Annotated in this window: 24 protein-coding genes; 12 read left to right on the top strand and 12 right to left on the bottom strand. The window is 56.1% G+C overall.

What is annotated here, in order from left to right; genetic code table 11:
* Positions 1-155: 155 nt before the first annotated feature.
* Positions 156-815 carry a ribose-5-phosphate isomerase RpiA gene (gene rpiA, locus LRS40_RS11090; RefSeq protein ID WP_032613951.1) on the bottom strand — a complete coding sequence of 220 codons (660 nt, stop codon included), beginning with the start codon at positions 813-815 and terminating at the stop codon, positions 156-158.
* A 150-nt stretch (positions 816-965) separates the two neighbouring features.
* On the opposite strand from rpiA, the gene argP reads away from it, so the two are divergent.
* A complete protein-coding gene (gene argP, locus LRS40_RS11085) occupies positions 966-1,859 on the top strand; it encodes a DNA-binding transcriptional regulator ArgP (RefSeq protein ID WP_106994367.1) in 894 nt (297 codons plus the stop codon).
* A 59-nt stretch (positions 1,860-1,918) separates the two neighbouring features.
* Here argP and LRS40_RS11080 read toward each other — a convergent pair whose 3' ends face one another.
* The 6 genes from LRS40_RS11080 to epd form a co-directional block, all read right to left on the bottom strand.
* Positions 1,919-2,698 carry an oxidative stress defense protein gene (locus LRS40_RS11080; protein ID WP_231313703.1) on the bottom strand — a complete coding sequence of 260 codons (780 nt, stop codon included), beginning with the start codon at positions 2,696-2,698 and terminating at the stop codon, positions 1,919-1,921.
* Between the two features lie 92 nt (positions 2,699-2,790).
* A complete protein-coding gene (argO, locus tag LRS40_RS11075; RefSeq protein WP_166183907.1) occupies positions 2,791-3,426 on the bottom strand; it encodes an arginine exporter ArgO in 636 nt (211 codons plus the stop codon).
* Positions 3,427-3,567: 141 nt separating this feature from the next.
* Positions 3,568-4,425 carry a small-conductance mechanosensitive channel MscS gene (locus tag LRS40_RS11070; RefSeq protein ID WP_142487026.1) on the bottom strand — a complete coding sequence of 286 codons (858 nt, stop codon included), beginning with the start codon at positions 4,423-4,425 and terminating at the stop codon, positions 3,568-3,570.
* A gap of 187 nt (positions 4,426-4,612) precedes the next feature.
* Positions 4,613-5,692 (bottom strand): class II fructose-bisphosphate aldolase, encoded by a 1,080-nt coding sequence (gene fbaA, locus LRS40_RS11065; protein ID WP_166183909.1) that lies wholly within the window; start codon positions 5,690-5,692, stop codon positions 4,613-4,615.
* Between the two features lie 89 nt (positions 5,693-5,781).
* Positions 5,782-6,945 carry a phosphoglycerate kinase gene (pgk, locus tag LRS40_RS11060; protein WP_106994363.1) on the bottom strand — a complete coding sequence of 388 codons (1,164 nt, stop codon included), beginning with the start codon at positions 6,943-6,945 and terminating at the stop codon, positions 5,782-5,784.
* A 49-nt stretch (positions 6,946-6,994) separates the two neighbouring features.
* Entirely contained in the window at positions 6,995-8,014 is a 1,020-nt protein-coding gene (epd, locus tag LRS40_RS11055) for an erythrose-4-phosphate dehydrogenase (RefSeq protein ID WP_231313702.1), read from the bottom strand.
* Positions 8,015-8,390: 376 nt separating this feature from the next.
* Here epd and LRS40_RS11050 point away from each other — a divergent pair, with 376 nt between their 5' ends.
* The 5 genes from LRS40_RS11050 to LRS40_RS11030 are packed head-to-tail and all read left to right on the top strand — an operon-like array spanning position 8,391 to position 11,438.
* The gene (locus LRS40_RS11050; protein WP_231313701.1) at positions 8,391-8,816 is read left to right on the top strand and encodes a PPC domain-containing DNA-binding protein; all 426 of its coding nucleotides are present in this window, start codon (positions 8,391-8,393) and stop codon (positions 8,814-8,816) included.
* Positions 8,817-8,842: 26 nt separating this feature from the next.
* The gene (locus LRS40_RS11045; protein WP_231313700.1) at positions 8,843-9,421 is read left to right on the top strand and encodes an ECF transporter S component; all 579 of its coding nucleotides are present in this window, start codon (positions 8,843-8,845) and stop codon (positions 9,419-9,421) included.
* The gene (locus tag LRS40_RS11040; protein WP_231313699.1) at positions 9,422-10,129 is read left to right on the top strand and encodes an energy-coupling factor transporter transmembrane protein EcfT; all 708 of its coding nucleotides are present in this window, start codon (positions 9,422-9,424) and stop codon (positions 10,127-10,129) included. It begins immediately after the preceding gene.
* Positions 10,117-10,794: an ABC transporter ATP-binding protein gene (locus LRS40_RS11035; protein ID WP_231313698.1), complete on the top strand. Its 678-nt coding sequence runs from the start codon at positions 10,117-10,119 to the stop codon at positions 10,792-10,794. The genes LRS40_RS11040 and LRS40_RS11035 overlap by 13 nt, the downstream gene beginning before the upstream one ends.
* Positions 10,788-11,438 carry an ABC transporter ATP-binding protein gene (locus LRS40_RS11030; protein ID WP_231313697.1) on the top strand — a complete coding sequence of 217 codons (651 nt, stop codon included), beginning with the start codon at positions 10,788-10,790 and terminating at the stop codon, positions 11,436-11,438. The genes LRS40_RS11035 and LRS40_RS11030 overlap by 7 nt, the downstream gene beginning before the upstream one ends.
* A gap of 44 nt (positions 11,439-11,482) precedes the next feature.
* On the opposite strand, the gene tkt is transcribed toward LRS40_RS11030, so the two are convergent.
* Complete coding sequence (gene tkt, locus LRS40_RS11025) at positions 11,483-13,474, bottom strand: transketolase (RefSeq protein ID WP_142487034.1); 1,992 nt, start codon at positions 13,472-13,474, stop codon at positions 11,483-11,485.
* A gap of 280 nt (positions 13,475-13,754) precedes the next feature.
* On the opposite strand from tkt, the gene LRS40_RS11020 reads away from it, so the two are divergent.
* On the top strand, positions 13,755-14,513 hold the full coding sequence (locus LRS40_RS11020; RefSeq protein WP_231313696.1) for a M48 family metallopeptidase: 759 nt from the start codon (positions 13,755-13,757) through the stop codon (positions 14,511-14,513).
* A gap of 40 nt (positions 14,514-14,553) precedes the next feature.
* Here the strand turns inward: LRS40_RS11020 and speB are convergent, their stop codons facing one another.
* From speB to LRS40_RS11000, 4 genes are all read right to left on the bottom strand, one after another.
* Positions 14,554-15,474 carry an agmatinase gene (gene speB, locus LRS40_RS11015; RefSeq protein ID WP_142487036.1) on the bottom strand — a complete coding sequence of 307 codons (921 nt, stop codon included), beginning with the start codon at positions 15,472-15,474 and terminating at the stop codon, positions 14,554-14,556.
* Positions 15,475-15,666: 192 nt separating this feature from the next.
* Positions 15,667-17,643 (bottom strand): biosynthetic arginine decarboxylase, encoded by a 1,977-nt coding sequence (gene speA / locus LRS40_RS11010; RefSeq protein WP_142487037.1) that lies wholly within the window; start codon positions 17,641-17,643, stop codon positions 15,667-15,669.
* 8 nt (positions 17,644-17,651) lie between these two features.
* Positions 17,652-17,783 (bottom strand): acid stress response protein YqgB, encoded by a 132-nt coding sequence (gene yqgB, locus LRS40_RS11005; RefSeq protein WP_127472193.1) that lies wholly within the window; start codon positions 17,781-17,783, stop codon positions 17,652-17,654.
* 307 nt (positions 17,784-18,090) lie between these two features.
* Complete coding sequence (locus LRS40_RS11000) at positions 18,091-18,306, bottom strand: hypothetical protein (RefSeq protein WP_231313695.1); 216 nt, start codon at positions 18,304-18,306, stop codon at positions 18,091-18,093.
* A gap of 137 nt (positions 18,307-18,443) precedes the next feature.
* Here LRS40_RS11000 and metK point away from each other — a divergent pair, with 137 nt between their 5' ends.
* The 5 genes from metK (at position 18,444) to rsmE (ending at position 23,420) form a co-directional block, all read left to right on the top strand.
* Positions 18,444-19,598: a methionine adenosyltransferase gene (gene metK / locus LRS40_RS10995; protein ID WP_142487038.1), complete on the top strand. Its 1,155-nt coding sequence runs from the start codon at positions 18,444-18,446 to the stop codon at positions 19,596-19,598.
* Positions 19,599-19,807: 209 nt separating this feature from the next.
* On the top strand, positions 19,808-21,205 hold the full coding sequence (locus LRS40_RS10990) for a sugar porter family MFS transporter (protein WP_142487039.1): 1,398 nt from the start codon (positions 19,808-19,810) through the stop codon (positions 21,203-21,205).
* Between the two features lie 72 nt (positions 21,206-21,277).
* Entirely contained in the window at positions 21,278-21,775 is a 498-nt protein-coding gene (locus LRS40_RS10985) for a SprT family zinc-dependent metalloprotease (RefSeq protein WP_156264598.1), read from the top strand.
* 94 nt (positions 21,776-21,869) lie between these two features.
* Positions 21,870-22,577: a deoxyribonuclease I gene (endA, locus tag LRS40_RS10980; protein WP_156264599.1), complete on the top strand. Its 708-nt coding sequence runs from the start codon at positions 21,870-21,872 to the stop codon at positions 22,575-22,577.
* A 111-nt stretch (positions 22,578-22,688) separates the two neighbouring features.
* Positions 22,689-23,420: a 16S rRNA (uracil(1498)-N(3))-methyltransferase gene (gene rsmE, locus LRS40_RS10975; RefSeq protein ID WP_142490023.1), complete on the top strand. Its 732-nt coding sequence runs from the start codon at positions 22,689-22,691 to the stop codon at positions 23,418-23,420.

Here is a 23,420-nt window from a genome sequence, read left to right as displayed (position 1 = left end):
TGAAGAAATGTCATACAGCGTCAATTGGCAGTGAATAATGCTGCAGAGCATTAAGAAAGCGGCAGGATCGTCAGGAGAGGGTTAGTAATGTGACACAAGTCACCGAATATCGCTTTTGCAAAAAAAGTTAGCGGGGGGAGGCTCCCCCCGTCAGATCATTTCACGATGGTTTTAACGCCATCGGCGGTGCCGATCAGGGCGACATCCGCGCCACGGTTGGCGAATAACCCTACAGTTACCACGCCCGGCAGGCCGTTGATGGCATTCTCCAGCGCCACGGCGTCGAGGATCTCCAGACCATGAACATCCAGAATCACGTTACCGTTGTCCGTCACTACGCCCTGGCGATATTCCGGGCGGCCACCCAGTTTCACCAGCTCGCGGGCAACCGCGCTGCGCGCCATCGGGATCACTTCAACCGGCAGCGGGAAGTTGCCGAGGATATCCACCTGCTTGGAGGCATCGGCGATACAGATAAACTTGTCCGCCACGGAGGCGATGATTTTCTCACGCGTCAGCGCCGCGCCACCGCCCTTGATCATCTGCATATGGCCATTGATCTCATCCGCGCCGTCGACATAAATTCCCAGACGGTCAACTTCGTTCAGATCGAAAACGGTGATCCCCAGACTTTTCAGCTTTTCCGTGGATGCATCGGAGCTCGAAACTGCGCCCTCGATTTGGCCTTTCATCGTGCCCAGCGCATCAATAAAGTGTGCTGCCGTTGACCCTGTGCCCACGCCGACAATGGTACCCGGCTGTACATACTGGAGAGCGGCCCATCCTACTGCTTTTTTCAGTTCATCCTGCGTCATGATCTCTTGCCCGTGGTGATTTTGCGTGACGCGCATTATAGAGCATTCGCCTGTGCCATGTGATCTGCGAGGTCACCAATTTCGTCTGTATCAAACATAAATTTATGTCATAGTGCGAAGTATTGAATTTTTTGGGAGTCAGCCAGAGCAATGAAACGTCCGGACTACAGAACATTACAGGCGCTTGATGCCGTTATTCGTGAACGCGGATTCGAACGCGCAGCTCAAAAGCTGTGCATTACCCAATCCGCGGTTTCACAACGAATCAAACAGCTTGAGAACATGTTCGGGCAGCCGCTGCTGGTTCGTACCGTGCCGCCGCGTCCAACCGAACAGGGACAAAAGCTGCTGGCGCTGCTGCGGCAGGTTGAGCTGCTGGAAGATGAGTGGCTGGGGGATGAACAGACCGGCTCCACGCCGCTGCTGCTCTCTCTGGCGGTCAACGCCGACAGCCTGGCAACCTGGCTCCTCCCTGCCCTCGCCCCGGTGCTGGCCGATTCGCCTATCCGTCTGAATTTACAGGTAGAAGATGAAACCCGTACCCAGGAGCGTCTGCGCCGCGGTGAAGTGGTGGGCGCAGTCAGTATCCAGCCTCAGGCGCTGCCTAGCTGTCTGGTGGATCAGCTGGGGGCGCTGGATTATCTTTTCGTCGGCTCAAAAGCCTTTGCCGAGCGTTACTTCCCGAATGGCGTTACCCGCGCGGCGCTGCTGAAAGCACCTGCCGTGGCCTTTGACCATCTTGATGACATGCATCAGGCATTTTTACAGCAGAACTTCGACCTGCCGCCGGGCAGCGTACCCTGCCATATCGTGAACTCCTCCGAAGCCTTCGTGCAGCTGGCACGTCAGGGCACCACCTGCTGCATGATCCCGCATCTGCAGATCGAGAAAGAGCTGAACAGCGGCGAGCTGATCGACCTGACACCAGGCTTACACCAGCGCCGTATGCTCTACTGGCACCGCTTTGCCCCGGAAAGCCGGATGATGCGCAACGTCACCGACGCGCTGCTGGCCCATGGACATAAAGTCCTGCGTCAGGACTAATAAAAAGGCCGGGTCGCATTAAAGCTGACCCGGCCTTTTTTCTGTGCTGAATACCAGACTTACGGTGCTTTAGTCGCCGTATCCTGCTGCTGATTCTGCTGATTCTGCTGAACCGGCTGAGTCTGCTGACCCTGCGCTGGCTCCAGCTGGAATACCACGTCAACCTGATCGTCAAACTGAATGGTTGGCTGTTCGTAGGTATCCTGCGCAGAGACTGGCGCCGCTTCCGCTTTCATCATGCGTACCATCGGGCTCGGCTGATAGTTAGAGACGTGGTAACGGACGCTGTAAACCGGGCCCAGCTTGCTGTTAAAGCCAGAAGCCAGCTGCTGCGCCTGACGCACGGCATCATCAATCGCCGCTTTACGCGCTTCGTCTTTATACTTCTCTGGTTGCGCAACACCCAGGGAGACAGAACGGATTTCGTTCAGACCCGCTTTCAGCGCGCCATCCAGCAGGGAGTTGAGCTTATCAAGCTGACGTACCGTGACTTCCACGGTACGCACCGCGCGGTAACCTTTCAGGATGCTTTTGCCATCCTTATAGTCATAATCCGGCTGAGTACGCAGGTTGGCAGAGTTGATATCTTTTTTAGCGACGCCGTTCTGCTCCAGGAAAGAGAGATATTGCGCAACGCGATCGTCTGCCTGTTTCTTGGCGGTAGCGGCATCTTTTGCCGCCACGTTCACTTCGATGGCTAAGGTTGCAATATCCGGGGCCGCATCAACGCTGGCGGTACCGGAGGTCACAATGTGCGGGCTGTCAGGCAGTTCACTGGCCTGAACGGATGCTGCGCCAAAACCCATTAATGCCGCCAGGGCGATTACATTCAACTTCACTTTTATTCCTCCATGTTGCGAAGAGTGCCCATGTAACAGGGCGCATGCCAGCAAGCTTAGCGGCTGCTGGTCGAATGTCCATAAGACAACGCTTAGTAGAATAGTTCCCGAATATGATGAATCCCCTCTTTCGCCAGCTGGAAAGCGATAACCCACATCACCACACCGACCAGGCCGTTGATAATGCGCTGGGCTTTGGCGGTGCGCAGACGGGGAGCCAGCCAGGCGGCAAGCAGCGCCAGCCCAAAGAACCACAGGAAAGAGGCGCTGACGGTACCCAGTGCAAACCAGCGTCTCGGCTCGGCATCGAGCTGCCCGCCCAGGCTGCCCAGCACCACGAAGGTATCCAGATAAACATGCGGGTTGAGCCAGGTCACCGCCAGCATGGTGACGATAATTTTCCAGCGCCCCTGCTTCATCACTTCGGCGCTGGCCAGCTCAATATTGCTGCCCATCGCCGTTTTCAGGGCGCCAAAGCCATACCACAGCAGGAACGCGACCCCGCCCCAGGTAACCAGCGCCAGCAGCCAGGGGGACTGCATCAGCAGCGCGCTACCGCCAAAAATACCGGCGCAGATCAGGAGCATATCGCTCACTGCGCAGAGCAACGCAATCATCAGATGATACTGACGACGAATGCCCTGATTCATGACGAACGCATTTTGCGGGCCGAGAGGCAGGATCATCGCTGCGCCAATCATAAGCCCTTGAATGTAAAAAGATAACATGAAAATTAATCTCAGGAAGCTGTCTTAAGGGCAGACTATACTGCGGGAGGATAATAAGCGGAAATGGATAATATTAATTGGCAATTAGCTAAGCTAATGAGAACCCGGCAGCGTTGCGCCTGCCGGGTCGTTGAGAAGCGGTTATTCCTCTGATTCTTTCACGCGTTTAAAGTTTACATCCATCTGCGGATACGGGAAGCTAATACCGTTGGCATCGAAGTCACGCTTGATGCGCTCCAGTACGTCCCAGTAGACATTCTGCAAATCGCTGCTGTTGCTCCAGACGCGCACCACAAAGTTGATCGATGAAGCGCCCAGTTCGTTCAGACGGACAATCATGTCACGATCCTTCAGAATCCGATCGTCAGACTCGATAATGTTGGTGAGCAACTGCTTTACCTTATCGATATCAGAGTCATAGGCCACCCCGATAATAAACTCGTTACGACGCACCGGCTCACGGGAGAAGTTGATAATGTTGTTGGCGATGATCTTACCGTTCGGGATCACCACGATGCGGCCATCGATGGTACGCAGGGTAGTAGAGAAGATCTGTACCTGCAGCACGGTACCGGCCACGCCGCCCAGATCAACATACTCACCCGAACGGAACGGACGGAAAGTGACCAGCAGCACGCCCGCGGCCAGGTTCGACAGCGACCCCTGCAGCGCCAGACCAATGGCCAGACCGGCGGCACCCAGTACAGCGATAACCGACGCAGTTTGTACCCCGACCCGGCCAAGCGCCGCAATCAGCGTAAACGCGATAACGCCGTAGCGTACCAGGGCGGATAGGAAATCCGCCACCGTGGCATCAATATGACGCGCCCGCATCACGCGGTTAACCGCATTAGAGATGATGCGCGCCACGATCATACCGACGACGATAATGGCGATGGCCGCCACAATGTTAACGGCGTAACTCAACAGCAATGCCTGGTTACGCACCAGCCAGGAGCCCGCGTTATTGATGCTATCTACAACACCGAGATCTTCCATTCAATATTCCTTATCTAAGCCAGACCATAAAAATGCATCCCCCATCGAGGCAGGCAAGTTAGTAAAGGGTAAACAAAAGCGGGGAGTTTTGCCAAACAGATCACATAAATAGTGCCTGTAGCCAGTTGAAAAAGCAAAAAAAAGCCCGCGATTAACGCGGGCTTTCTGAGGCTTTTAGCAGCACAAATTACAGAACGTCAACCGCGTTCAGCTCTTTGAATGCCTGCTCCAGACGCGTCACCATAGAGGCCTGGGCTGAACGCAGCCATACGCGTGGATCGTAGTATTTCTTGTTCGGCTGGTCTTCGCCTTTCGGGTTGCCCAGCTGGCCCTGCAGGTAAGCTTCGTTGGTTTTGTAGTACTGCAGGATACCGTCCCAGGTTGCCCATTGGGTGTCGGTATCGATGTTCATTTTGATAACACCGTAGCTTACGGAGTCTTTGATTTCCTGAGCAGAAGAACCGGAACCGCCGTGGAAGACGAAGTTCAGGCTGTTGTGCGGCAGGTTGTGTTTCTTAGAAACGTATTCCTGAGAATCACGCAGAATGGTCGGGGTCAGAACCACGTTGCCTGGCTTGTACACGCCGTGTACGTTACCGAAGGAGGCAGCGATGGTGAAGCGCGGGCTGATTTTGCTCAGCTCGGTATACGCGTAATCAACGTCTTCTGGTTGAGTGTACAGGGCAGAAGCGTCCATGTGGCTGTTGTCCACACCATCTTCTTCGCCACCGGTGCAACCCAGTTCGATTTCCAGAGTCATGTCCATTTTGGCCATACGCGCCAGGTATTTAGAGCAGATCTCGATGTTCTCTTCCAGAGACTCTTCAGACAGGTCGATCATGTGAGAAGAGAACAGTGGCTTGCCGGTTGCTGCGAAGTGTTTTTCGCCCGCGTCCAGCAGACCGTCGATCCACGGCAGCAGTTTCTTCGCGCAGTGGTCAGTGTGCAGGATAACCGGAACACCGTAGTGCTCAGCCATCTGGTGTACGTGATGTGCGCCAGAGATTGCGCCCAGGATTGCCGCGCCCTGAGGAACGTCAGTTTTCACGCCTTTACCTGCGATAAACGCAGCACCGCCGTTAGAGAACTGAACGATTACCGGAGCTTTAACTTTTGCTGCGGCTTCCAGTACGGCGTTAATAGAGTCGGTACCGACGCAGTTAACCGCTGGCAGAGCAAAGTTGTTTTCTTTTGCTACCTGGAACACCTTCTGAACGTCATCACCAGTGATCACGCCAGGTTTTACGAAATCAAAAATTTTAGACATGTTGCGAGTCCTGTATCTTCGGCCTTGGAAAGGGGCGAGCTCTTAAAAGCACGCTGAAAATTGGGCAGGTTTCCCTGCCCTAAAATGGCTTACTTCTTAGCGCGCTCTTCGAGCATGGCTACTGCTGGCAGAACTTTGCCTTCCACGAATTCGAGGAATGCGCCGCCGCCAGTGGAGATGTAGGAGATCTTGTCGGAAATACCGAACAGATCGATTGCTGCCAGAGTATCACCGCCGCCAGCAATGGAGAATGCGTCGCTGTCTGCAATCGCGTTAGCCACGATTTCAGTACCTTTACGGAAGTTCGGGAATTCGAACACGCCAACCGGGCCGTTCCACAGAATGGTTTTCGCATTCTTCAGGATCTCAGCCAGTTTTTCTGCAGAGGCATCGCCCAGGTCCAGAATCTGCTCTTCATTTTTGATGTCAGAGACAGACTTCAGCTCAGCGGTAGCGGTTTCAGAGAACTCGGTCGCTACGCGAACGTCAGTTGGAACCGGGATGTCACAGGTGGTCAGCAGGCGTTTTGCTTCGTCAACCAGGTCTGCTTCGTACAGGGATTTACCCACGTTGTGGCCCTGAGCGGCAACGAAGGTGTTGGCGATGCCGCCACCGACGATCAGCTGGTCAGCGATTTTGGACAGAGAGTCCAGTACGGTCAGTTTGGTAGAGACTTTAGAACCGCCAACGATAGCAACCATTGGACGAGCTGGTTCTTTCAGGGCTTTGCCCAGTGCTTCCAGTTCGTCTGCCAGCAGTGGACCTGCACAGGCGACGTCAGCGAATTTACCGATACCGTGAGTAGAAGCCTGCGCACGGTGAGCAGTACCGAAAGCATCCATTACGAACACGTCGCACAGGGCTGCGTATTTTTTGGACAGAGTTTCGTCGTCTTTCTTCTCGCCTTTGTTAAAGCGAACGTTTTCCAGAACAACCAGTTCACCTTCAGCAACTTCAACGCCGTCCAGGTAGTCTTTAACCAGACGTACCGGGCTGGACAGTTTGTCTTTCAGGTAATTAACAACCGGCAGCAGAGAGAATTCTTCGTTGTACTCGCCTTCGGTCGGACGACCCAGGTGGGAGGTGACCATCACTTTTGCACCCTGCTTCAGTGCCAGTTCGATGGTTGGCAGAGAGGCACGGATACGTGCGTCGCTGGTGACTTTCCCATCTTTAACCGGTACGTTCAGATCCGCACGGATGAAAACGCGTTTACCTGCCAGATCCAGATCGGTCATCTTAATTACAGACATGGTGAATCCTCTCGTTGATTCTTAAAGTTTTGCAGACGCAATACGCGCCTTACCTGAAACCTTGTGCGGCCATGGCTAACGTGGTGTCGAGCATCCTGTTAGCAAAGCCCCATTCGTTATCACACCAGACCAGCGTTTTGATCAGATGCGCCCCACTCACGCGCGTTTGGGTGCCATCAACAATGGCGCTATGCGGATCGTGGTTAAAATCTACTGAGACCAACAGTAATTCCGTATAGTCAACTATACCATGAAATGCTTGCTGTGCCGCTTTTTGCAGCAACATGTTGACCTCACAGGCTTTTACCGGTTTTTTCACGGTCACGCTGAGGTCGATCGCCGTCACGTTAATGGTTGGAACACGCACGGCGATAGCTTCAAAACGGTCTTCAAACTGGGGGAAAATTCGGGTAATACCGGCCGCCAGTTTGGTGTCCACCGGGATAATGGACTGACTCGCCGCGCGAGTGCGTCGCAGATCCGGGTGGTATGCGTCAATGACCTGCTGATCGTGCATGGCGGAATGAATCGTGGTCACGGTGCCCGATTCAATGCCATAGGCATCGTCCAGCAGTTTGATGACCGGAATAATACAGTTGGTGGTGCAGGAGGCATTGGAGACGATGCGGTGTTCCGCTTGCAGCTCATGATGGTTAACGCCGTAAACCACCGTGGCATCGAGATCGTTACTGCCGGGATGTGAGAAGAGCACTTTCTTCGCGCCAGCCGCCAGATGGGCTTCGCCATGTCCGCGATTGCCGTAGACGCCGGTACAGTCGAGCACCACATCCACGCCCAGCTCACGCCAGGGTAAGGCGTCGATCGTCTGCTCGTGCAGCACACGAATCACGTCATCACCAACGAACAGCTGCTCTCTCTCCTGACGAACGTCCCAGGCAAAGCGCCCATGGCTGGTGTCATACTTCAATAAATGCGCCATGCCTGCGGCATCCGCCAGTTCATTGATGGCCACCACGGTCATTTCCGCCCGACGCCCGGATTCATATAAAGCACGAACCACGTTGCGTCCGATGCGACCGAAACCATTAATCGCTACGCGTACGGTCATAAGTCTCCTGCAAAGCTTTCCCTGATTCGAGGTGGCTGACAGAGTAATCCAGCAACGCTCCGAGGGGAATCCTCGCCTGTCACAAACTCCAACTGATTGGTCATTTGTCGAACGTTTAATCGACTGAAACGCTTCAGCTAGAATAAGCGAAACATGGAATAAAGGAAATCTCTGTCCAGACCAATAAGCCAGCTATATGACGCACGTCACATTTAGCGTGCAATTATCGCCGGTTTTATTCCATATTCCAGAATCGTGAATAAGCGTAGCAAGATCTTTTCGTTGTCGCGGCGTAAATCCTGATTTATATCAGAAAGCACTTCCCCCGGCGCCGATACTATGTGCGGCACGTCCGAGTCTCGGAGTCCTGCAAATTATGACTATGCTTCACGCCTCTTCATCAGAAGCCCGCTTTTATGCCCTTCGTCTGCTTCCCGGCCAGGAGGTGTTTTCGCAGTTGCACGCCTTTGTGCAACAGCATCAACTACTCGCCGCCTGGATTGCCGGCTGTACCGGTAGCCTGACCGACGTCGCGCTGCGCTATGCCGGACAGGAGGCCACCACCCTGCTCACCGGTACCTGGGAAATTATCTCCCTCAATGGCACGCTCGAGCTGACCGGTGAACATCTGCACCTCAGCGTTTCAGATCCGCAAGGGAGAATGCTCGGAGGCCATATGATGCCGGGCTGTACCGTGCGCACCACCCTTGAGTTAGTGATCGGCGAGTTGAAAAAGCTGGCATTCAGCCGCCAGCCCTGCCCGCTTTCCGGCTATGACGAAATGCATATCTCCCCCCGTTAATTGACCACTCAGCAAGAGGTTTCTCTATGTCCCGTCGCCCGTTTTCCAGCCAGGCTCTGGTCCTGATTGTGATCGCTATTGCCATCAACATGATCGGCGGTCAGCTGATCAGCATGCTTAAGCTACCTATTTTTCTCGACTCCATCGGCACCTTGATCAGCGCCGTGCTGCTCGGCCCGGTTATCGGCATGTTGACCGGTCTGCTGACCAACCTGCTGTGGGGGCTGTTAACCGATCCTATTGCCGCCGCCTTTGCGCCTGTGGCTATGGTGATCGGCCTGGTTGCCGGCTGGCTGGCGCGGGCAGGCTGGTTTCGCACCCTGCCGAAAGTGGTCGTTAGCGGGATTGTTATTACCTTCGCCGTCACGCTGGTAGCGGTGCCGTTACGCACCGCTCTCTTTGGCGGCGTAACCGGTGGCGGTGCCGACCTGTTTGTCGCCTGGTTGCAGGCCGTCGGGCAAAACCTGGTGGAGTCTGTCGCCATCACCGTGCTGGGTGCCAATCTGGTTGATAAAGTGCTGACCGCAGTGCTGGTGTGGCTCCTGCTGCGCCAGCTGCCCCTACGCACCACGCGCCATTTCCCGACAATGGCAGCCGTGCGCTAGATGCATCCGTTTACCTCGTTAACCCTATGGGCGCTGGCGGCTTGCAGCACCTTGCTGCTGCCACCCCAGACCCTGCTGCCCGTGTACAGCGGGGCCACTTTTCTCTGCCTGCTGGGGCTTAAACTCACCCGACGGCGGGCAAAATATGTTGTCTTACTGATGATCCCTTTTGGAGTGGGTTTATGGCTGGTACATGGCGGCATGCTGGTGGAGTGGGTCAGCGGCGAGCCTCGCGATCCGCAGCGCTGGGCGCACGCCATCACGCTGTGGCTGCGCATTCTGGCCATTGTCTCGACGTCGCAGCTGTGGATGGCATACGTGCCGGTTCAACGATTTATCCGGGCGCTGTTTGCCTCCCGTCTGCCGCCTGGCGTGGCCTACCTGTTTGCCGGCCCGCTGCTGGTGGTTGAACAGCTTAAACGCCAGCTGACGATAATCCATGAGGCCCAGCGAGCGCGCGGCGTACCGCTGGACGAAGCCTGGTATCAGCGTCTTGCCGCAATCCCCGCCCTGATTGTGCCGCTCACCCACAATGCACTCAATGATTTAGCCGTACGCGGTGCCGCGCTGGATATGCGGGGCTTTCGCCTGCATCGCACGCGCACCACGCTGTGGGCTCCGCATGACAGTACCCTACAGCGCCTGGCGCGCTACGGCATGGTTCTGCTGATGGTGACGGAAACGGGGGTCTGGTTATGGTTACGCTAGAGCAGTTTCGCTTTCTCCCCCTCCATGCTACCCACTCGCCTTCATGCCTGGATTTCCACTGTTCCGGGCCGGGAATGGTGGCAGTTTTGGGTGATAACGGCAGCGGAAAAAGCACTCTGGCGCAGCTTATGGCAGGCTGGTACCCGGACTTCCTGCCCGGCAAGATTGAAGGCAAGGGGCTGCTACTGGGAACCCCGGTCGGAGAGTTATCCCTCGTGGAGCGTTCATCCGCCATCCAGCTGGTGCAGCAGTCGCCTTATCTGCAGCTTTCCGGCTGTACTTTCAGCGTTGAGGAGGAGGTGGCGTTTGGCCCGGAAAACCTCTGCCTCGACGAAGCGGAAATTTTGCAGCGCATTGACGCAGCGCTCACCCTGACCGACTGTCAGCCTTTGCGCCATCGTCATCCCGGCACGCTCTCCGGCGGCGAAACCCAGCGCGTGGTGATCGCCAGCGCGCTCGCCATGCAGCCCAGACTGTTAATTCTCGATGAAGCCTTCAGCCGCCTGACCTCGCAAGCCGCCGACAGGCTGCTGGAACGGCTGCGCCACTGGGCGCTGGAACACCGCTCTCTGATTGTGCTTTTCGAGCGCAATCCTTCCCCTTTTATTACCCACTGTCAGCAGGTCTGGCAGCTGCGCAGCGGAGCTTTACATCCCTTATGTTAACCCTGAATCAGGTCAGATATCGCTGGCCAGGCGCGGCAGATGAGTGCCTGCGCGACATCTCGCTTACGCTCAGGGAGGGCGAATGGCTGGCGCTAACGGGTGATAATGGCGCGGGAAAATCCACGCTGTTGCGCATTATGGCCGGGCTTCTCATCCCCTCCTCTGGCGCGGTGACCTTTAAAGCTGACCCGATAGCGCAGCTGAAAAACCGCCAGCGCGCCCGTCATATTGGCGTGCTGTTTCAGGAGGCGGAAAACCAGATTTTCCATAGCAGGGTTGCCGAAGAGGTGGCGTTTGGCCTGAAGCTGCAAAAATTACCGGCGGCTGACATTGCGCGCCGTACTCAGGACGCCTTACAGCTGTGCCGGCTAGAGGAGGTTGCCGACGCCCATCCGCTTGATCTACACACGGCACAACGGCGGATGGTGGCCGTCGCCAGTCTCGAGGCGATGGCGCCAGAGGTTCTGCTGCTGGATGAACCCAGCCGGGATTTTGATCCCCACTGGCTGGCGGTATTTGAAAACTGGCTGGCGGTGTGTCGTCAGCGCGGAACCAGCGTCGTGGCGATCAGCCATGACGCGGCCTTTACCCGACGTCATTTTTCGCGCGTGGTTCGTCTGGAAGCGGGTCGGTTATTGCCATAAAAAAGGGCCGCTTTCGCGACCCTTCATGTGCTCTGCTTATGTAATTACAGCAGTTCTTTCGCTTTCGCGACCACGTTCTCAACGGTGAAGCCGAACTCTTCGAACAGCTGCTCAGCCGGAGCAGACTCACCGAAGGTGGTCATGCCGACGATAGCGCCGTTCAGGCCCACGTATTTGAACCAGTAGTCAGCGATACCCGCTTCGACAGCAACACGGGCAGAAACGGCTTTCGGCAGCACGGATTCACGGTAAGCCGCGTCCTGCTTGTCGAAGGTATCGGTAGACGGCATGGAAACCACGCGAGCTTTCACGCCTTCGCCTGCCAGCTGATCCCAGGCCGCAACGGCCAGTTCAACTTCAGAACCGGTCGCGATGAAGATCACCTGTGGCTGACCGTCGCAGTCTTTCAGCACGTAACCGCCGCGGGCGACGTTCGCCAGCTGCTCTTCGGTACGATCCTGCTGAGCCAGGTTCTGACGGGAGAGAATCAGTGCGGTCGGACCGTCCTGACGCTCAACGCCATATTTCCACGCTACCGCGGATTCAACCTGGTCACATGGACGCCATGTAGACATGTTTGGGGTAACGCGCAGGGAAGCGACCTGCTCAACCGGCTGGTGAGTCGGGCCATCTTCGCCCAGACCGATAGAGTCGTGGGTGTAGACCATCACCTGACGCTGTTTCATCAGCGCAGCCATACGCACCGCGTTACGGGCATATTCCACGAACATCAGGAAGGTGGAGGTGTACGGCAGGAAACCGCCGTGCAGGGAGATACCGTTGGCAATCGCGGTCATGCCGAATTCACGTACACCGTAATGGATGTAGTTACCGGCAGCATCTTCATTGATCGCTTTAGAACCAGACCAGATAGTCAGGTTAGAAGGCGCCAGGTCAGCGGAGCCGCCGAGGAACTCTGGCAGCCACGGGCCGAAAGCTTCGATCGCATTCTGGGACGCTTTACGGCTGGCGATTTTGGACGGGTTCGCCTGCAGTTTAGCGATGAATTCGTTCGCTTTGGCGTCGAAGTCAGACGGCATGTCGCCTTTCATACGACGGGTGTATTCAGCCGCTTCCTGCGGGAAGGCTTTCGCGTAGGCAGCAAATTTCTCGTTCCAGGCCGCTTCTTTGGCCTGGCCGGCTTCTTTTGCATCCCACTGCGCGTAGATCTCAGACGGGATCTCAAACGCGGCGTGTTTCCAGCCCAGCTGTTCGCGGGTCAGAACGATCTCAGCGTCACCCAGCGGGGCACCGTGTGAGTCGTGGGTACCGGCTTTGTTCGGGGAACCGAAACCGATGATGGTTTTGCACATCAGCAGGGACGGTTTGTCGGTCACAGCACGGGCTTCTTCTACTGCGCGTTTAATCGCTTCAGCATCGTGGCCGTCAACGCCACGCACCACGTGCCAGCCGTAGGCTTCAAAACGTGCTGCGGTATCGTCGGTGAACCAGCCTTCAACGTGGCCGTCGATGGAGATGCCGTTGTCGTCATAGAACGCAACCAGTTTGCCCAGCTTCAGGGTACCGGCCAGGGAGCATACCTCGTGAGAGATACCTTCCATCATGCAGCCGTCGCCGAGGAATGCATAGGTGAAGTGGTCAACAATGTCGTGACCCGGACGGTTGAACTGCGCCGCCAGCGTCTTCTCAGCAATCGCCATGCCCACTGCGTTAGCAATACCCTGACCCAGCGGACCGGTAGTGGTTTCAACACCTGCGGTGTAACCCACTTCCGGGTGACCCGGGGTTTTGGAGTGCAGCTGACGGAAGTTTTTCAGCTCTTCGATTGGCAGGTCATAGCCGGTGAGGTGCAGCAGGCTGTAGATCAGCATGGAGCCGTGGCCGTTGGACAGCACGAAGCGGTCGCGGTCAGCCCAGGCCGGGTTCTGCGGGTTGTGGTTCAGGAAATCACGCCACAGCACTTCGGCAATGTCAGCCATACCCATCGGGGCACCCGGGTGACCGGATTTAGCTTTTTGTACAGCATCCATGCTCAGCGCACGAATAGCATTGGCAAGCTCTTTACGTGAGGACATTTTGACTCCAGATCGGATGTTGAAGGCCATACCCGTTTCGGCTTGACGACAGCGCGTTTTGGGCTACGCCAGAAAAAAGTGCCAACAATGTAACCCAAGCGACAAAGCATGTACATGGACCATTCTTTTGCCGGTTAAGAAATCTCTGGAACAGGCTCGCACGTTGCGCAATCTTCTCGCCCGCCTCCGTTTATATTCTTTATACTTAGCCATACTCCGGCTTCGCTGCCGTGATGTACTTTCAGAATTTATCGTGTTTAACGAGTGCGGAAGCAACCTAATGAAAATGCGTGCAATAGTGCTGGCTCTGGGAACGACGATCCTGCTGAGCGGGTGTCAGAATATGGACTCTGGCGGTCTGATGAGCTCCGGGGCAGAGGCTTTTCAGGCCTACTCCCTGAGCGATGCTCAGGTTAAAACATTAAGCGATGAGGCCTGTAAGGAGATGGACGGTAAAGCCACCATCGCACCGGCAGGCAGCACTTACGCTCAGCGTCTGGATAAGATTGCTTCTGCTCTTGGTGACAACATCAATGGCCAGCCGGTGAACTATAAGGTCTACATGGCTAAAGACGTCAACGCCTTCGCCATGGCCAACGGCTGCATCCGCGTCTACAGCGGGCTGATGGACATGATGAACGACAACGAAGTCGAAGCGGTTATCGGGCATGAAATGGGTCACGTTGCGCTTGGCCACGTGAAGAAAGGGATGCAGGTTGCGCTTGGCACCAACGCCGTTCGCGTGGCGGCAGCGTCTGCCGGCGGCATTGTCGGGAGCCTCTCCCAGTCGCAGCTTGGCGATCTCGGTGAAAAACTGGTCAACTCCCAGTTCTCCCAGCGTCAGGAATCTGAAGCCGATGACTACTCTTACGATCTGTTGCGCAAACGCGGCATCAATCCGTCAGGTTTAGCCACCAGCTTCGAAAAACTGGCCCAGCAGGAAGCGGGGCGTCAAAGCTCAATGTTTGACGATCACCCTGCCTCTGCAGCGCGTGCGCAGCATATTCGCGATCGCATGTCCGCAGACGGCATTAAGTAACCTCGATAAACAGGCCGGGCAACATGTCCCGGCCTCTCTATTATTCGCCTTTTTTCGCCGCCTGGATGTAGAGCATTTCCAGTGCCAGGGTCGCCGCGGCCAGCGCGGTGATCTCGGACTGGTCGTAAGCAGGCGCCACTTCTACCACGTCCATGCCAACGATGTTCAGATCCTTCAGGCCGCGTACCAGCTTAATGGCGCGATCGGAGGTCAGGCCGCCGATCACCGGGGTACCGGTGCCCGGAGCAAAGGCCGGATCCAGGCAGTCGATGTCGAAGGTCAGGTACACCGGCATGTCGCCAACGATCTGCTTCACCTGCGCGATGATGTCATCCACGCCGCGATCGTTCACCTGGCCGGCGTCCAGCACGGTGAAGCCATTGTCTTTATCGAACTCGGTACGAATCCCGATTTGCACCGAGTGATTAGGATCAATCAGGCCTTCGTTCGGCGCGGTGAAGAACATGGTGCCGTGGTCGAATTCGCAGCCGTTCGCGTAGGTGTCGGTATGGGCATCGAAATGCACCAGCGCCATCTTACCGAAGTGCTTCGCGTGGGCGCGCAGCAGCGGCAGGGTCACGAAGTGGTCGCCGCCGAAGGAGAGCATACGCTTACCGGCAGCCAGCAGCTTCTCAGCGTGGGCCTGCAGTTTTTCACTCATTTCACGCGCGTCACCGAAGGCATACACCAGATCGCCGCAGTCAACCACGTTCAGGCGCTCGCGCATGTCGAAGTTCCACGGGAAACGGTTGTGCTCCCAGGCCAGGTTAGTGGAGACCTGACGAATAGCCGCCGGGCCATGACGACCACCGGCACGGCCGGATGTCGCCATATCAAATGGCACCCCGGTGATCACCCAGTCCGCATCGCTCTCATACGGCTGGAAGTTCATCGGAAGGCGTAAAAAACCAAAAGCGTTAGATACCAGGGAGTTATCGTACTGATGTCCTAAAGTGCTCATGTCCTGACCTCTTTATAACGTCGAAGCATTAAAAATAGATGAAAAAAAATCCCCTCCGCGTCGTTAAACCCGACGAGGAAGGGATTGATTTGAATAGTGCCTGTTGCGGCGGATTATCGCCGCTATTTCATACGGGTTCAAGTGAGTATAGCTCGCAGGCCCGGTAAGCGTAGCGCCACCGGGCATCGGCATTTACTCGTCTTCCAGATACGTGTAGCCGTACAGCCCGGCTTCGAACTCTTCCAGGAACTGTTTCTGCAGGGTATCGTCCAGATCGGTCTTTTTCACCTGATCGCGGAACTGGGTCAGCAGCTTGTTCGGATCGAGCTGCACGTACTGCAGCATATCCGCCACGGTGTCACCCTCGTCAGAGAGCTCCACTTCCACGTTGCCGTCAGGGAAGACAAACACGTCAACCGCTTCGGTATCCCCGAACAGGTTGTGCATGTTCCCCAGAATCTCCTGATATGCCCCGACCATAAAGAAGCCCAGCATTGGCGGGTTCTCCGGATCGTACTCCGGCATTGGCATGGTGGTGGCGATACCGTCACCGTCGATATAGTGATCGATAGCCCCGTCGGAGTCACAGGTGATATCCAGCAGCACCGCGCGGCGCTCAGGTACCTGATTCAACCCTTCCAGCGGCAGTACCGGGAAGAGCTGATCGATACCCCAGGCATCCGGCATCGACTGGAACAGCGAGAAGTTGACGTACATCTTGTCCGCCATACGCTCCTGCAGCTCGTCGATAATCGGACGGTGTGCGCGGTTGCTCGGATCGAGCTGTTTCTGCACTTCATGGCACATGTTCAGATACAGCTGCTCGGCCCAGGCACGCTCCTGCAGGCTGTATGTACCGGATGAATAACCAGTGTGAATATCGTGCAGGTCCATCTGGCTGTCGTGCAGCCACTCACGCAGGGAACGGCGGGTGCCCGGCTCGTGCATCTCAATCCAGGTTTCCCACATGCTTTGCAGCGCGCGCGGTGCATCGTCTTCCGGCGGGGTCGCTTCGGTGTATTCGTTGCGCTCAACGCCAATGATGTTAGACACCAGTACCGTGTGGTGCGCGGTAACCGCACGACCAGACTCGGTGATCACCGTCGGGTGCGGCAGACCGTTCTCTTCACAGGCATCGCCAATCGCCCAGATGATGTTGTTGGCATATTCGTTCAGGCCGTAGTTCACCGAGCAGTCGGACTTCGAGCGGGTCCCTTCATAATCCACGCCCAGGCCGCCACCTACGTCGAAGCACTGGATGTTCACGCCCAGCTTGTGCAGCTCCACGTAGAACCGGGCCGACTCACGCACGCCGGTAGCGATATCGCGGATGTTGGCCATCTGGGAACCGAGGTGGAAGTGCAGGAGCTGAATGCTGTCCAGACGACCACGCTCACGCATGATTTCGACCAGCTGCAGAACCTGGTTCGCCGCGAGGCCGAATTTGGATTTTTCGCCGCCGGAGGACTGCCATTTACCGGAACCCTGCGAGGCCAGACGCGCACGCACGCCAAGGCGTGGCACCACGTTCAGACGCTCGGCCTCTTCCAGCACGATATTAATTTCGGACATCTTCTCAATGACCAGATAGACCTTGTGGCCCATCTTCTCGCCGATCAGCGCCAGACGAATGTATTCACGGTCTTTATAGCCGTTACAGACGATCACCGAGCGGGTCATGCCGGCATGGGCCAGTACCGCCATCAGCTCTGCTTTGGAGCCGGCTTCCAGCCCCAGCGGTTCGCCGGAGTGAATTAAGGATTCGATAACGCGACGATGCTGGTTCACCTTGATTGGATAGACCAGGAAATAGTCGCCGTTGTAGCCGTAAGATTCTCGCGCGCGTTTGAAGGCGGCGTTGATGGAACGCAGACGGTGTTGCAGGATCTGCGGGAAGCAGAACAGTGCAGGCAGACGCTGCCCCTGCGCTTCACGCGCTTTCACCAGTTTGGCGAGATCGACGCGCGCTTCCGGTACGTCAGGATCCGGGCAAACGCTGATGTGGCCCAGTTCGTTGACGTCGTAGTAGTTATTGCCCCACCAGGCAATATTGTAAGTGCGCAGCATCTTGCTGGCTTCCTGGGAGCTCATCGCAACCTCCTGCATAGAACGTAGTACACCCTGTTCGCCTGCTGACGAAGGCGAAAACGAAGACATGTCGTCAGACATAGCGAACCTCAACTCTTACTATTCAGTGTAAAACAGTTGACTACTATCGCAGCGTCAATCTGCGATAACAACCCATTATCCGACCGGATTTCCAGCACAGAATGCTGAAAGCCGGGGCGTGCGACCGGTTTCTTATTCATATCATTGTAAAACACGTATCCGAACTCTGTATGACAAGGTCCGGCGAAACCACGAGAAAACTCTTGTATTTACAAGAGCGCCCTTGTTCAGACTTCACAAAGCGTAGTGCCTGCCCTGGAATCCTGAGAAGCGCCGAGATGGGTATAACATCGGCAGGTTTGCAGATTAGAAATGCGAATGGCGGGGAACATGTTCCGGCCTGAAAGGCAGAACTGACTAAGCGGAAAACGACGGTTCATTATCTCGTATCACCTCCACGCAAGCTTAAGCAAACCCGCGACAAGTTAAAGCTAAAAGTTCACTGCTTTACCCGGCTGGAAGTGGCGACACGAAGAATCGTCGTGTGCTTTTTTGTATGAGCCGCGCGCCGCGTTTTATACCGACAAGACAGGGAAAATGCAAAATATAAATGTGCGCATTGCCGGGACCGTCAGCAAAAATTTCCAGTCGGGTTTTCAATGGCGTGCGCATGGATTCAAAAAAAACTGGAAATGGGGCTAAGAAGTGACCTAAAATAGCCATCCAGATGTTAATCCATCCATACTGATTAACACTCAGACTGCCAGTGTCATCATCTGCAAGTCCTGGTGGAAAACCCTGCCACGGCTATCCCACACGACAGTTTGAGCTAAACAAATTCTCCTTAGGTAAATTAAAACATGGCAAAACACCTGTTTACGTCCGAGTCCGTATCAGAAGGACATCCTGATAAAATTGCTGACCAAATCTCTGATGCGGTGCTTGATGCGATCCTCGAGCAGGATCCAAAAGCGCGCGTCGCCTGTGAGACCTATGTCAAAACCGGCATGGTGATGGTTGGCGGTGAAATCACCACCAGTGCATGGGTTGATATCGAAGAGATCACCCGTAACACCGTGCGTGAAATCGGCTATGTGCATTCTGATATGGGCTTTGATGCCAACTCGTGCGCCGTACTGAGCGCCATCGGCAAACAGTCCCCGGACATCAATCAGGGCGTTGACCGTGCCGATCCGCTTGAGCAGGGCGCGGGCGATCAGGGCCTGATGTTTGGCTACGCCACCAACGAAACCGACGTGCTGATGCCAGCGCCAATCACCTATGCTCACCGTCTGGTGCAGCGTCAGGCTGAAGTGCGTAAAAACGGCACCCTGCCGTGGCTGCGTCCGGATGCGAAAAGCCAGGTGACCTTCCAGTACGACGACGGCAAAATTGTCGGCATCGACGCGGTGGTTCTGTCCACGCAGCACGCTGAAGATATCGACCAGAAATCCCTGCAGGAAGCGGTGATGGAAGAGATCATCAAGCCGGTTCTGCCGACCGAGTGGCTGAACGCCTCTACCAAATACTTCATCAACCCAACGGGCCGCTTTGTTATCGGTGGACCAATGGGCGACTGCGGTCTGACCGGTCGTAAGATCATCGTTGACACCTACGGCGGCATGGCGCGTCACGGTGGCGGCGCCTTCTCCGGTAAGGATCCGTCTAAAGTAGACCGTTCCGCAGCCTATGCAGCACGTTATGTTGCGAAAAACATCGTTGCTGCGGGACTGGCTGACCGCTGTGAGATCCAGGTCTCCTACGCCATCGGCGTGGCGGAACCTACCTCTATCATGGTTGAAACCTTTGGTACCGAAAAAGTGCCTTCTGAGCAGCTGACCCTGCTGGTGCGCGAGTTCTTCGACCTGCGTCCATACGGCCTGATCCAGATGCTGGATCTGCTGCACCCAATCTACAAAGAAACCGCCGCTTACGGTCACTTTGGTCGCGAACATTTCCCATGGGAAAAAACCGACAAAGCCGCCCAGCTGCGTGACGCTGCCGGTCTGAAATAATCGACTGACAGCGTTCCTGAAAGGCCAGCCCCGTGCTGGCCTTTCTGTTTTCTGCTACATAACGCCCTTCATGAAATCGCTTACATCCAGATAAAATCAGCCTCCTTTCGGAATACTCTCTTTGTCACACCTCCCCCTCTGACATACTTTTACTGTTTCCTAATCAAATCTTTACATTGATGAAACAGCTAAGCCAAATGGAGGGCAAAATGCCTGACAATAAAAAACAGGGGCGGACGTCCAACAAGACGATGACGTTCTTCGTCTGCTTCCTTGCTGCCCTGGCAGGATTACTTTTCGGTCTTGATATCGGCGTCATTGCCGGGGCCTTACCGTTCATAACGGATGAATTCCAGATCAACTCCCACACCCAGGAGTGGGTGGTGAGCTCAATGATGTTCGGTGCGGCGGTCGGCGCGGTCGGCAGCGGCTGGCTCTCCTTCAAGCTCGGGCGTAAAAAGAGCCTGATGATTGGTGCCATTCTGTTTGTCGCCGGTTCTCTCTTTTCCGCAGCGGCCCCTAACGTGGAAGTGCTGATTGTCTCCCGCGTGCTGCTGGGCCTGGCGGTAGGCGTCGCCTCTTACACCGCCCCGCTTTACCTGTCTGAGATCGCGCCGGAGAAAATTCGCGGCAGCATGATCTCCATGTATCAGCTGATGATCACCATCGGTATTCTCGGGGCCTACCTGTCCGATACCGCGTTCAGCTACAGCGGCGCATGGCGCTGGATGCTGGGGGTGATTATTATCCCGGCGATCCTGCTGCTGATCGGCGTCTTCTTCCTCCCTGACAGCCCGCGCTGGTTTGCGGCCAAACGGCGCTTTAACGATGCGGAGCGCGTGCTGCTGCGCCTGCGCGATACCAGTGAAGAAGCGAAACGCGAGCTGGAAGAGATCCGTGAAAGCCTGAAGGTCAAACAGAGTGGCTGGGCGCTGTTCAAAGAGAACAGCAACTTCCGCCGGGCGGTGTTCCTTGGCGTGCTGCTGCAGGTGATGCAGCAGTTCACCGGGATGAACGTCATCATGTATTACGCGCCAAAAATCTTTGAGCTGGCGGGGTACAGCAACACCACCGAGCAGATGTGGGGCACGGTGATCGTCGGTCTGACCAACGTGCTGGCGACCTTTATCGCCATCGGTCTGGTGGATCGCTGGGGCCGTAAACCGACGCTGACGCTGGGCTTCCTGGTCATGGCCGTTGGTATGGGCGTGCTGGGCACGATGCTGCATGTCGGTATCGAATCCCCAGCCATGCAGTACGTGGCCGTCGGGATGCTGCTGATGTTTATCGTTGGTTTTGCAATGAGCGCAGGCCCGCTGATCTGGGTGCTGTGTTCCGAGATCCAGCCGTTGAAAGGACGCGATTTCGGCATCACCTGCTCCACCGCCACTAACTGGATCGCCAACATGATCGTCGGCGCAACCTTCCTGACCATGCTCGATACCCTGGGCAATGCCAATACCTTCTGGGTGTACGGCGGTCTGAACGTAGTGTTTATCGTACTGACGCTGTGGCTGGTTCCTGAAACCAAACATGTGTCGCTGGAGCGTATTGAACGTAACCTGATGAAAGGTCGTCCGCTGCGCGAAATCGGCGCTCACGACTGATCCTTCCGGCTTCCTCCCGTCCGGGAGGAAGCCGCTTGCACCGCCCCGCTACAGGCTCTATGCTCTGCCGTTATGAAAACACCCCGTCTCCCCATTGCGCTCCAGCAAGCCGCTATGCGCAGCCTGCGTGACAGCCTGGCGCAGGCCAACCTTAAGCTCGCCCGGAACTACCCTGAACCGAAACTGGTCTGGCAGCAGCGCGGCACCGCAGCCGGCACCGCCTGGCTGGACGCGTATGAGATCCGCCTCAACCCGGTCCTGATGCTGGAAAACCAGCAGGCTTTTATCGACGAAGTGATCCCGCATGAGCTGGCGCACCTGCTGGTGTGGAAGCACTTTGGCCGCGTGGCGCCCCACGGCAAAGAGTGGAAATGGATGATGGAAGCGGTGCTGGGCGTTCCAGCTCGTCGCACGCACCAGTTCGAGCTTGATTCAGTACGGCGCAATACCTTCCCTTACCGCTGCCAGTGCCAGCAGCACCAGCTCACCGTGCGTCGCCATAACCGGGTGGTGCGCGGCGAAGCCACCTACCGCTGCGTGAAGTGCGGCGAACCTCTTATTGCGGAGTAAGCGGCAGAATTATCAGGAACATTCCTGATCTACCTGATTGCATACAGGAACAACTTTCGTTACGTTGCGGGCTCGTTTTGACACGGAGTTCACGATGTCCCGTAATTTCTCTCTCGCGGTCGCGTTTCTGACGACCGCGTTCTCAGGCCATGCGCTGGCCGAAGGTATCCACAGCTTCTCTCAGGCAAAAGCCGCAGGCGTGAAGGTCAATGCTGACGTCGCGGGCGATTTTTACTGTGGCTGCAAAATTAACTGGCAGGGCAAAAAAGGGGTCGTGGATCTGGCCTCCTGCGGCTACAAAGTGCGTAAAAATGAGAACCGCGCCAGCCGTATCGAATGGGAACATGTGGTCCCGGCCTGGCAGTTTGGCCACCAGCGTCAGTGCTGGCAGGATGGCGGGCGTAAAAACTGCGCCAAAGACCCGGTCTATCGCCAGATAGAGAGCGATATGCATAACCTGCAACCCGCCGTGGGCGAAGTGAATGGCGATCGCGGCAACTTTATGTACAGCCAGTGGAACGGCGGTGAAGGCCAGTATGGTCAGTGTGCGATGAAGGTGGATTTCAAAGAGAAGCTCGCCGAACCGCCAGCCCGCGCCCGGGGCAGCATCGCCCGCACCTACTTCTATATGCGCGATCGCTATGACCTCAATCTCTCCCGCCAGCAAACCCAGCTCTTTAACGCCTGGGATAAACTCTATCCGGTGACCGCCTGGGAGTGCCAGCGCGATGAGCGCATTGCCAAAGTGCAGGGGAATCACAACCCGTACGTCCAGCGCGCTTGCCAGGCGCAAAAGAGCTAACCTACACTAGCGGCAATTGTTTCTTTGCGTACCCCTCACTCTCACCCTCTTCCCACAGGGAAGAGGGGGCAGAATGTGCAAGGGACTCAGCTCTTGATGGACTTCTTAACTATGCGTGTTCCTCGTATTTATCATCCCGAAATGATTGTCGCAGGCAGTGAAATTGCCCTCTCTGAAGAGGCGGCCAACCACGTTGGCCGCGTGCTGCGCATGGGCGCAGGTCAGGCGATTCAGCTGTTTGATGGTTCAAACCAGGTGTTTGAGGCACAAATCACCCGCGCCGATAAAAAAAGCGTGCAGGTGAGTATCTTGCGTGGCGAAATCGACGATCGTGAATCGCCGCTGCATATTCACTTAGGCCAGGTGATGTCGCGCGGCGAAAAAATGGAATTCACTATCCAGAAATCGATCGAACTGGGTGTAAGCCTCATTACGCCACTTTTTTCTGAACGCTGCGGCGTTAAACTGGATGCTGAACGTCTGAATAAGAAGCTCCAGCAGTGGCAGAAGATCGCCGTTGCCGCCTGTGAACAGTGTGGCCGCAATCGCGTCCCGGAGATCCGCCCGGCAATGGATCTTGAAGCCTGGTGTGCGGAAGAGGAACAGGGTCTGAAGCTCAACCTGCATCCTCGCGCCAGCGCCAGCATCAACACCCTGCCGCTGCCGGTTGAACGCGTGCGGCTGCTGATTGGCCCGGAAGGAGGCCTGTCGGCGGATGAGATCGCCATGACCGCACGCTACCAGTTTACTGATATTCTGTTGGGACCCCGCGTTCTGCGTACTGAGACCACCGCGCTAACCGCCATTACGGCCCTGCAGGTGCGTTTTGGCGATTTAGGTTGA

Origin of the sequence: Leclercia sp. G3L (assembly GCF_021117075.1) — a bacterium.
In the GTDB taxonomy this organism is placed as follows: domain Bacteria; phylum Pseudomonadota; class Gammaproteobacteria; order Enterobacterales; family Enterobacteriaceae; genus Enterobacter; species Enterobacter adecarboxylatus_C.
Note: the sequence above shows the minus strand (reverse complement) of the source record. Positions and strands in the feature narration are given on the sequence as shown.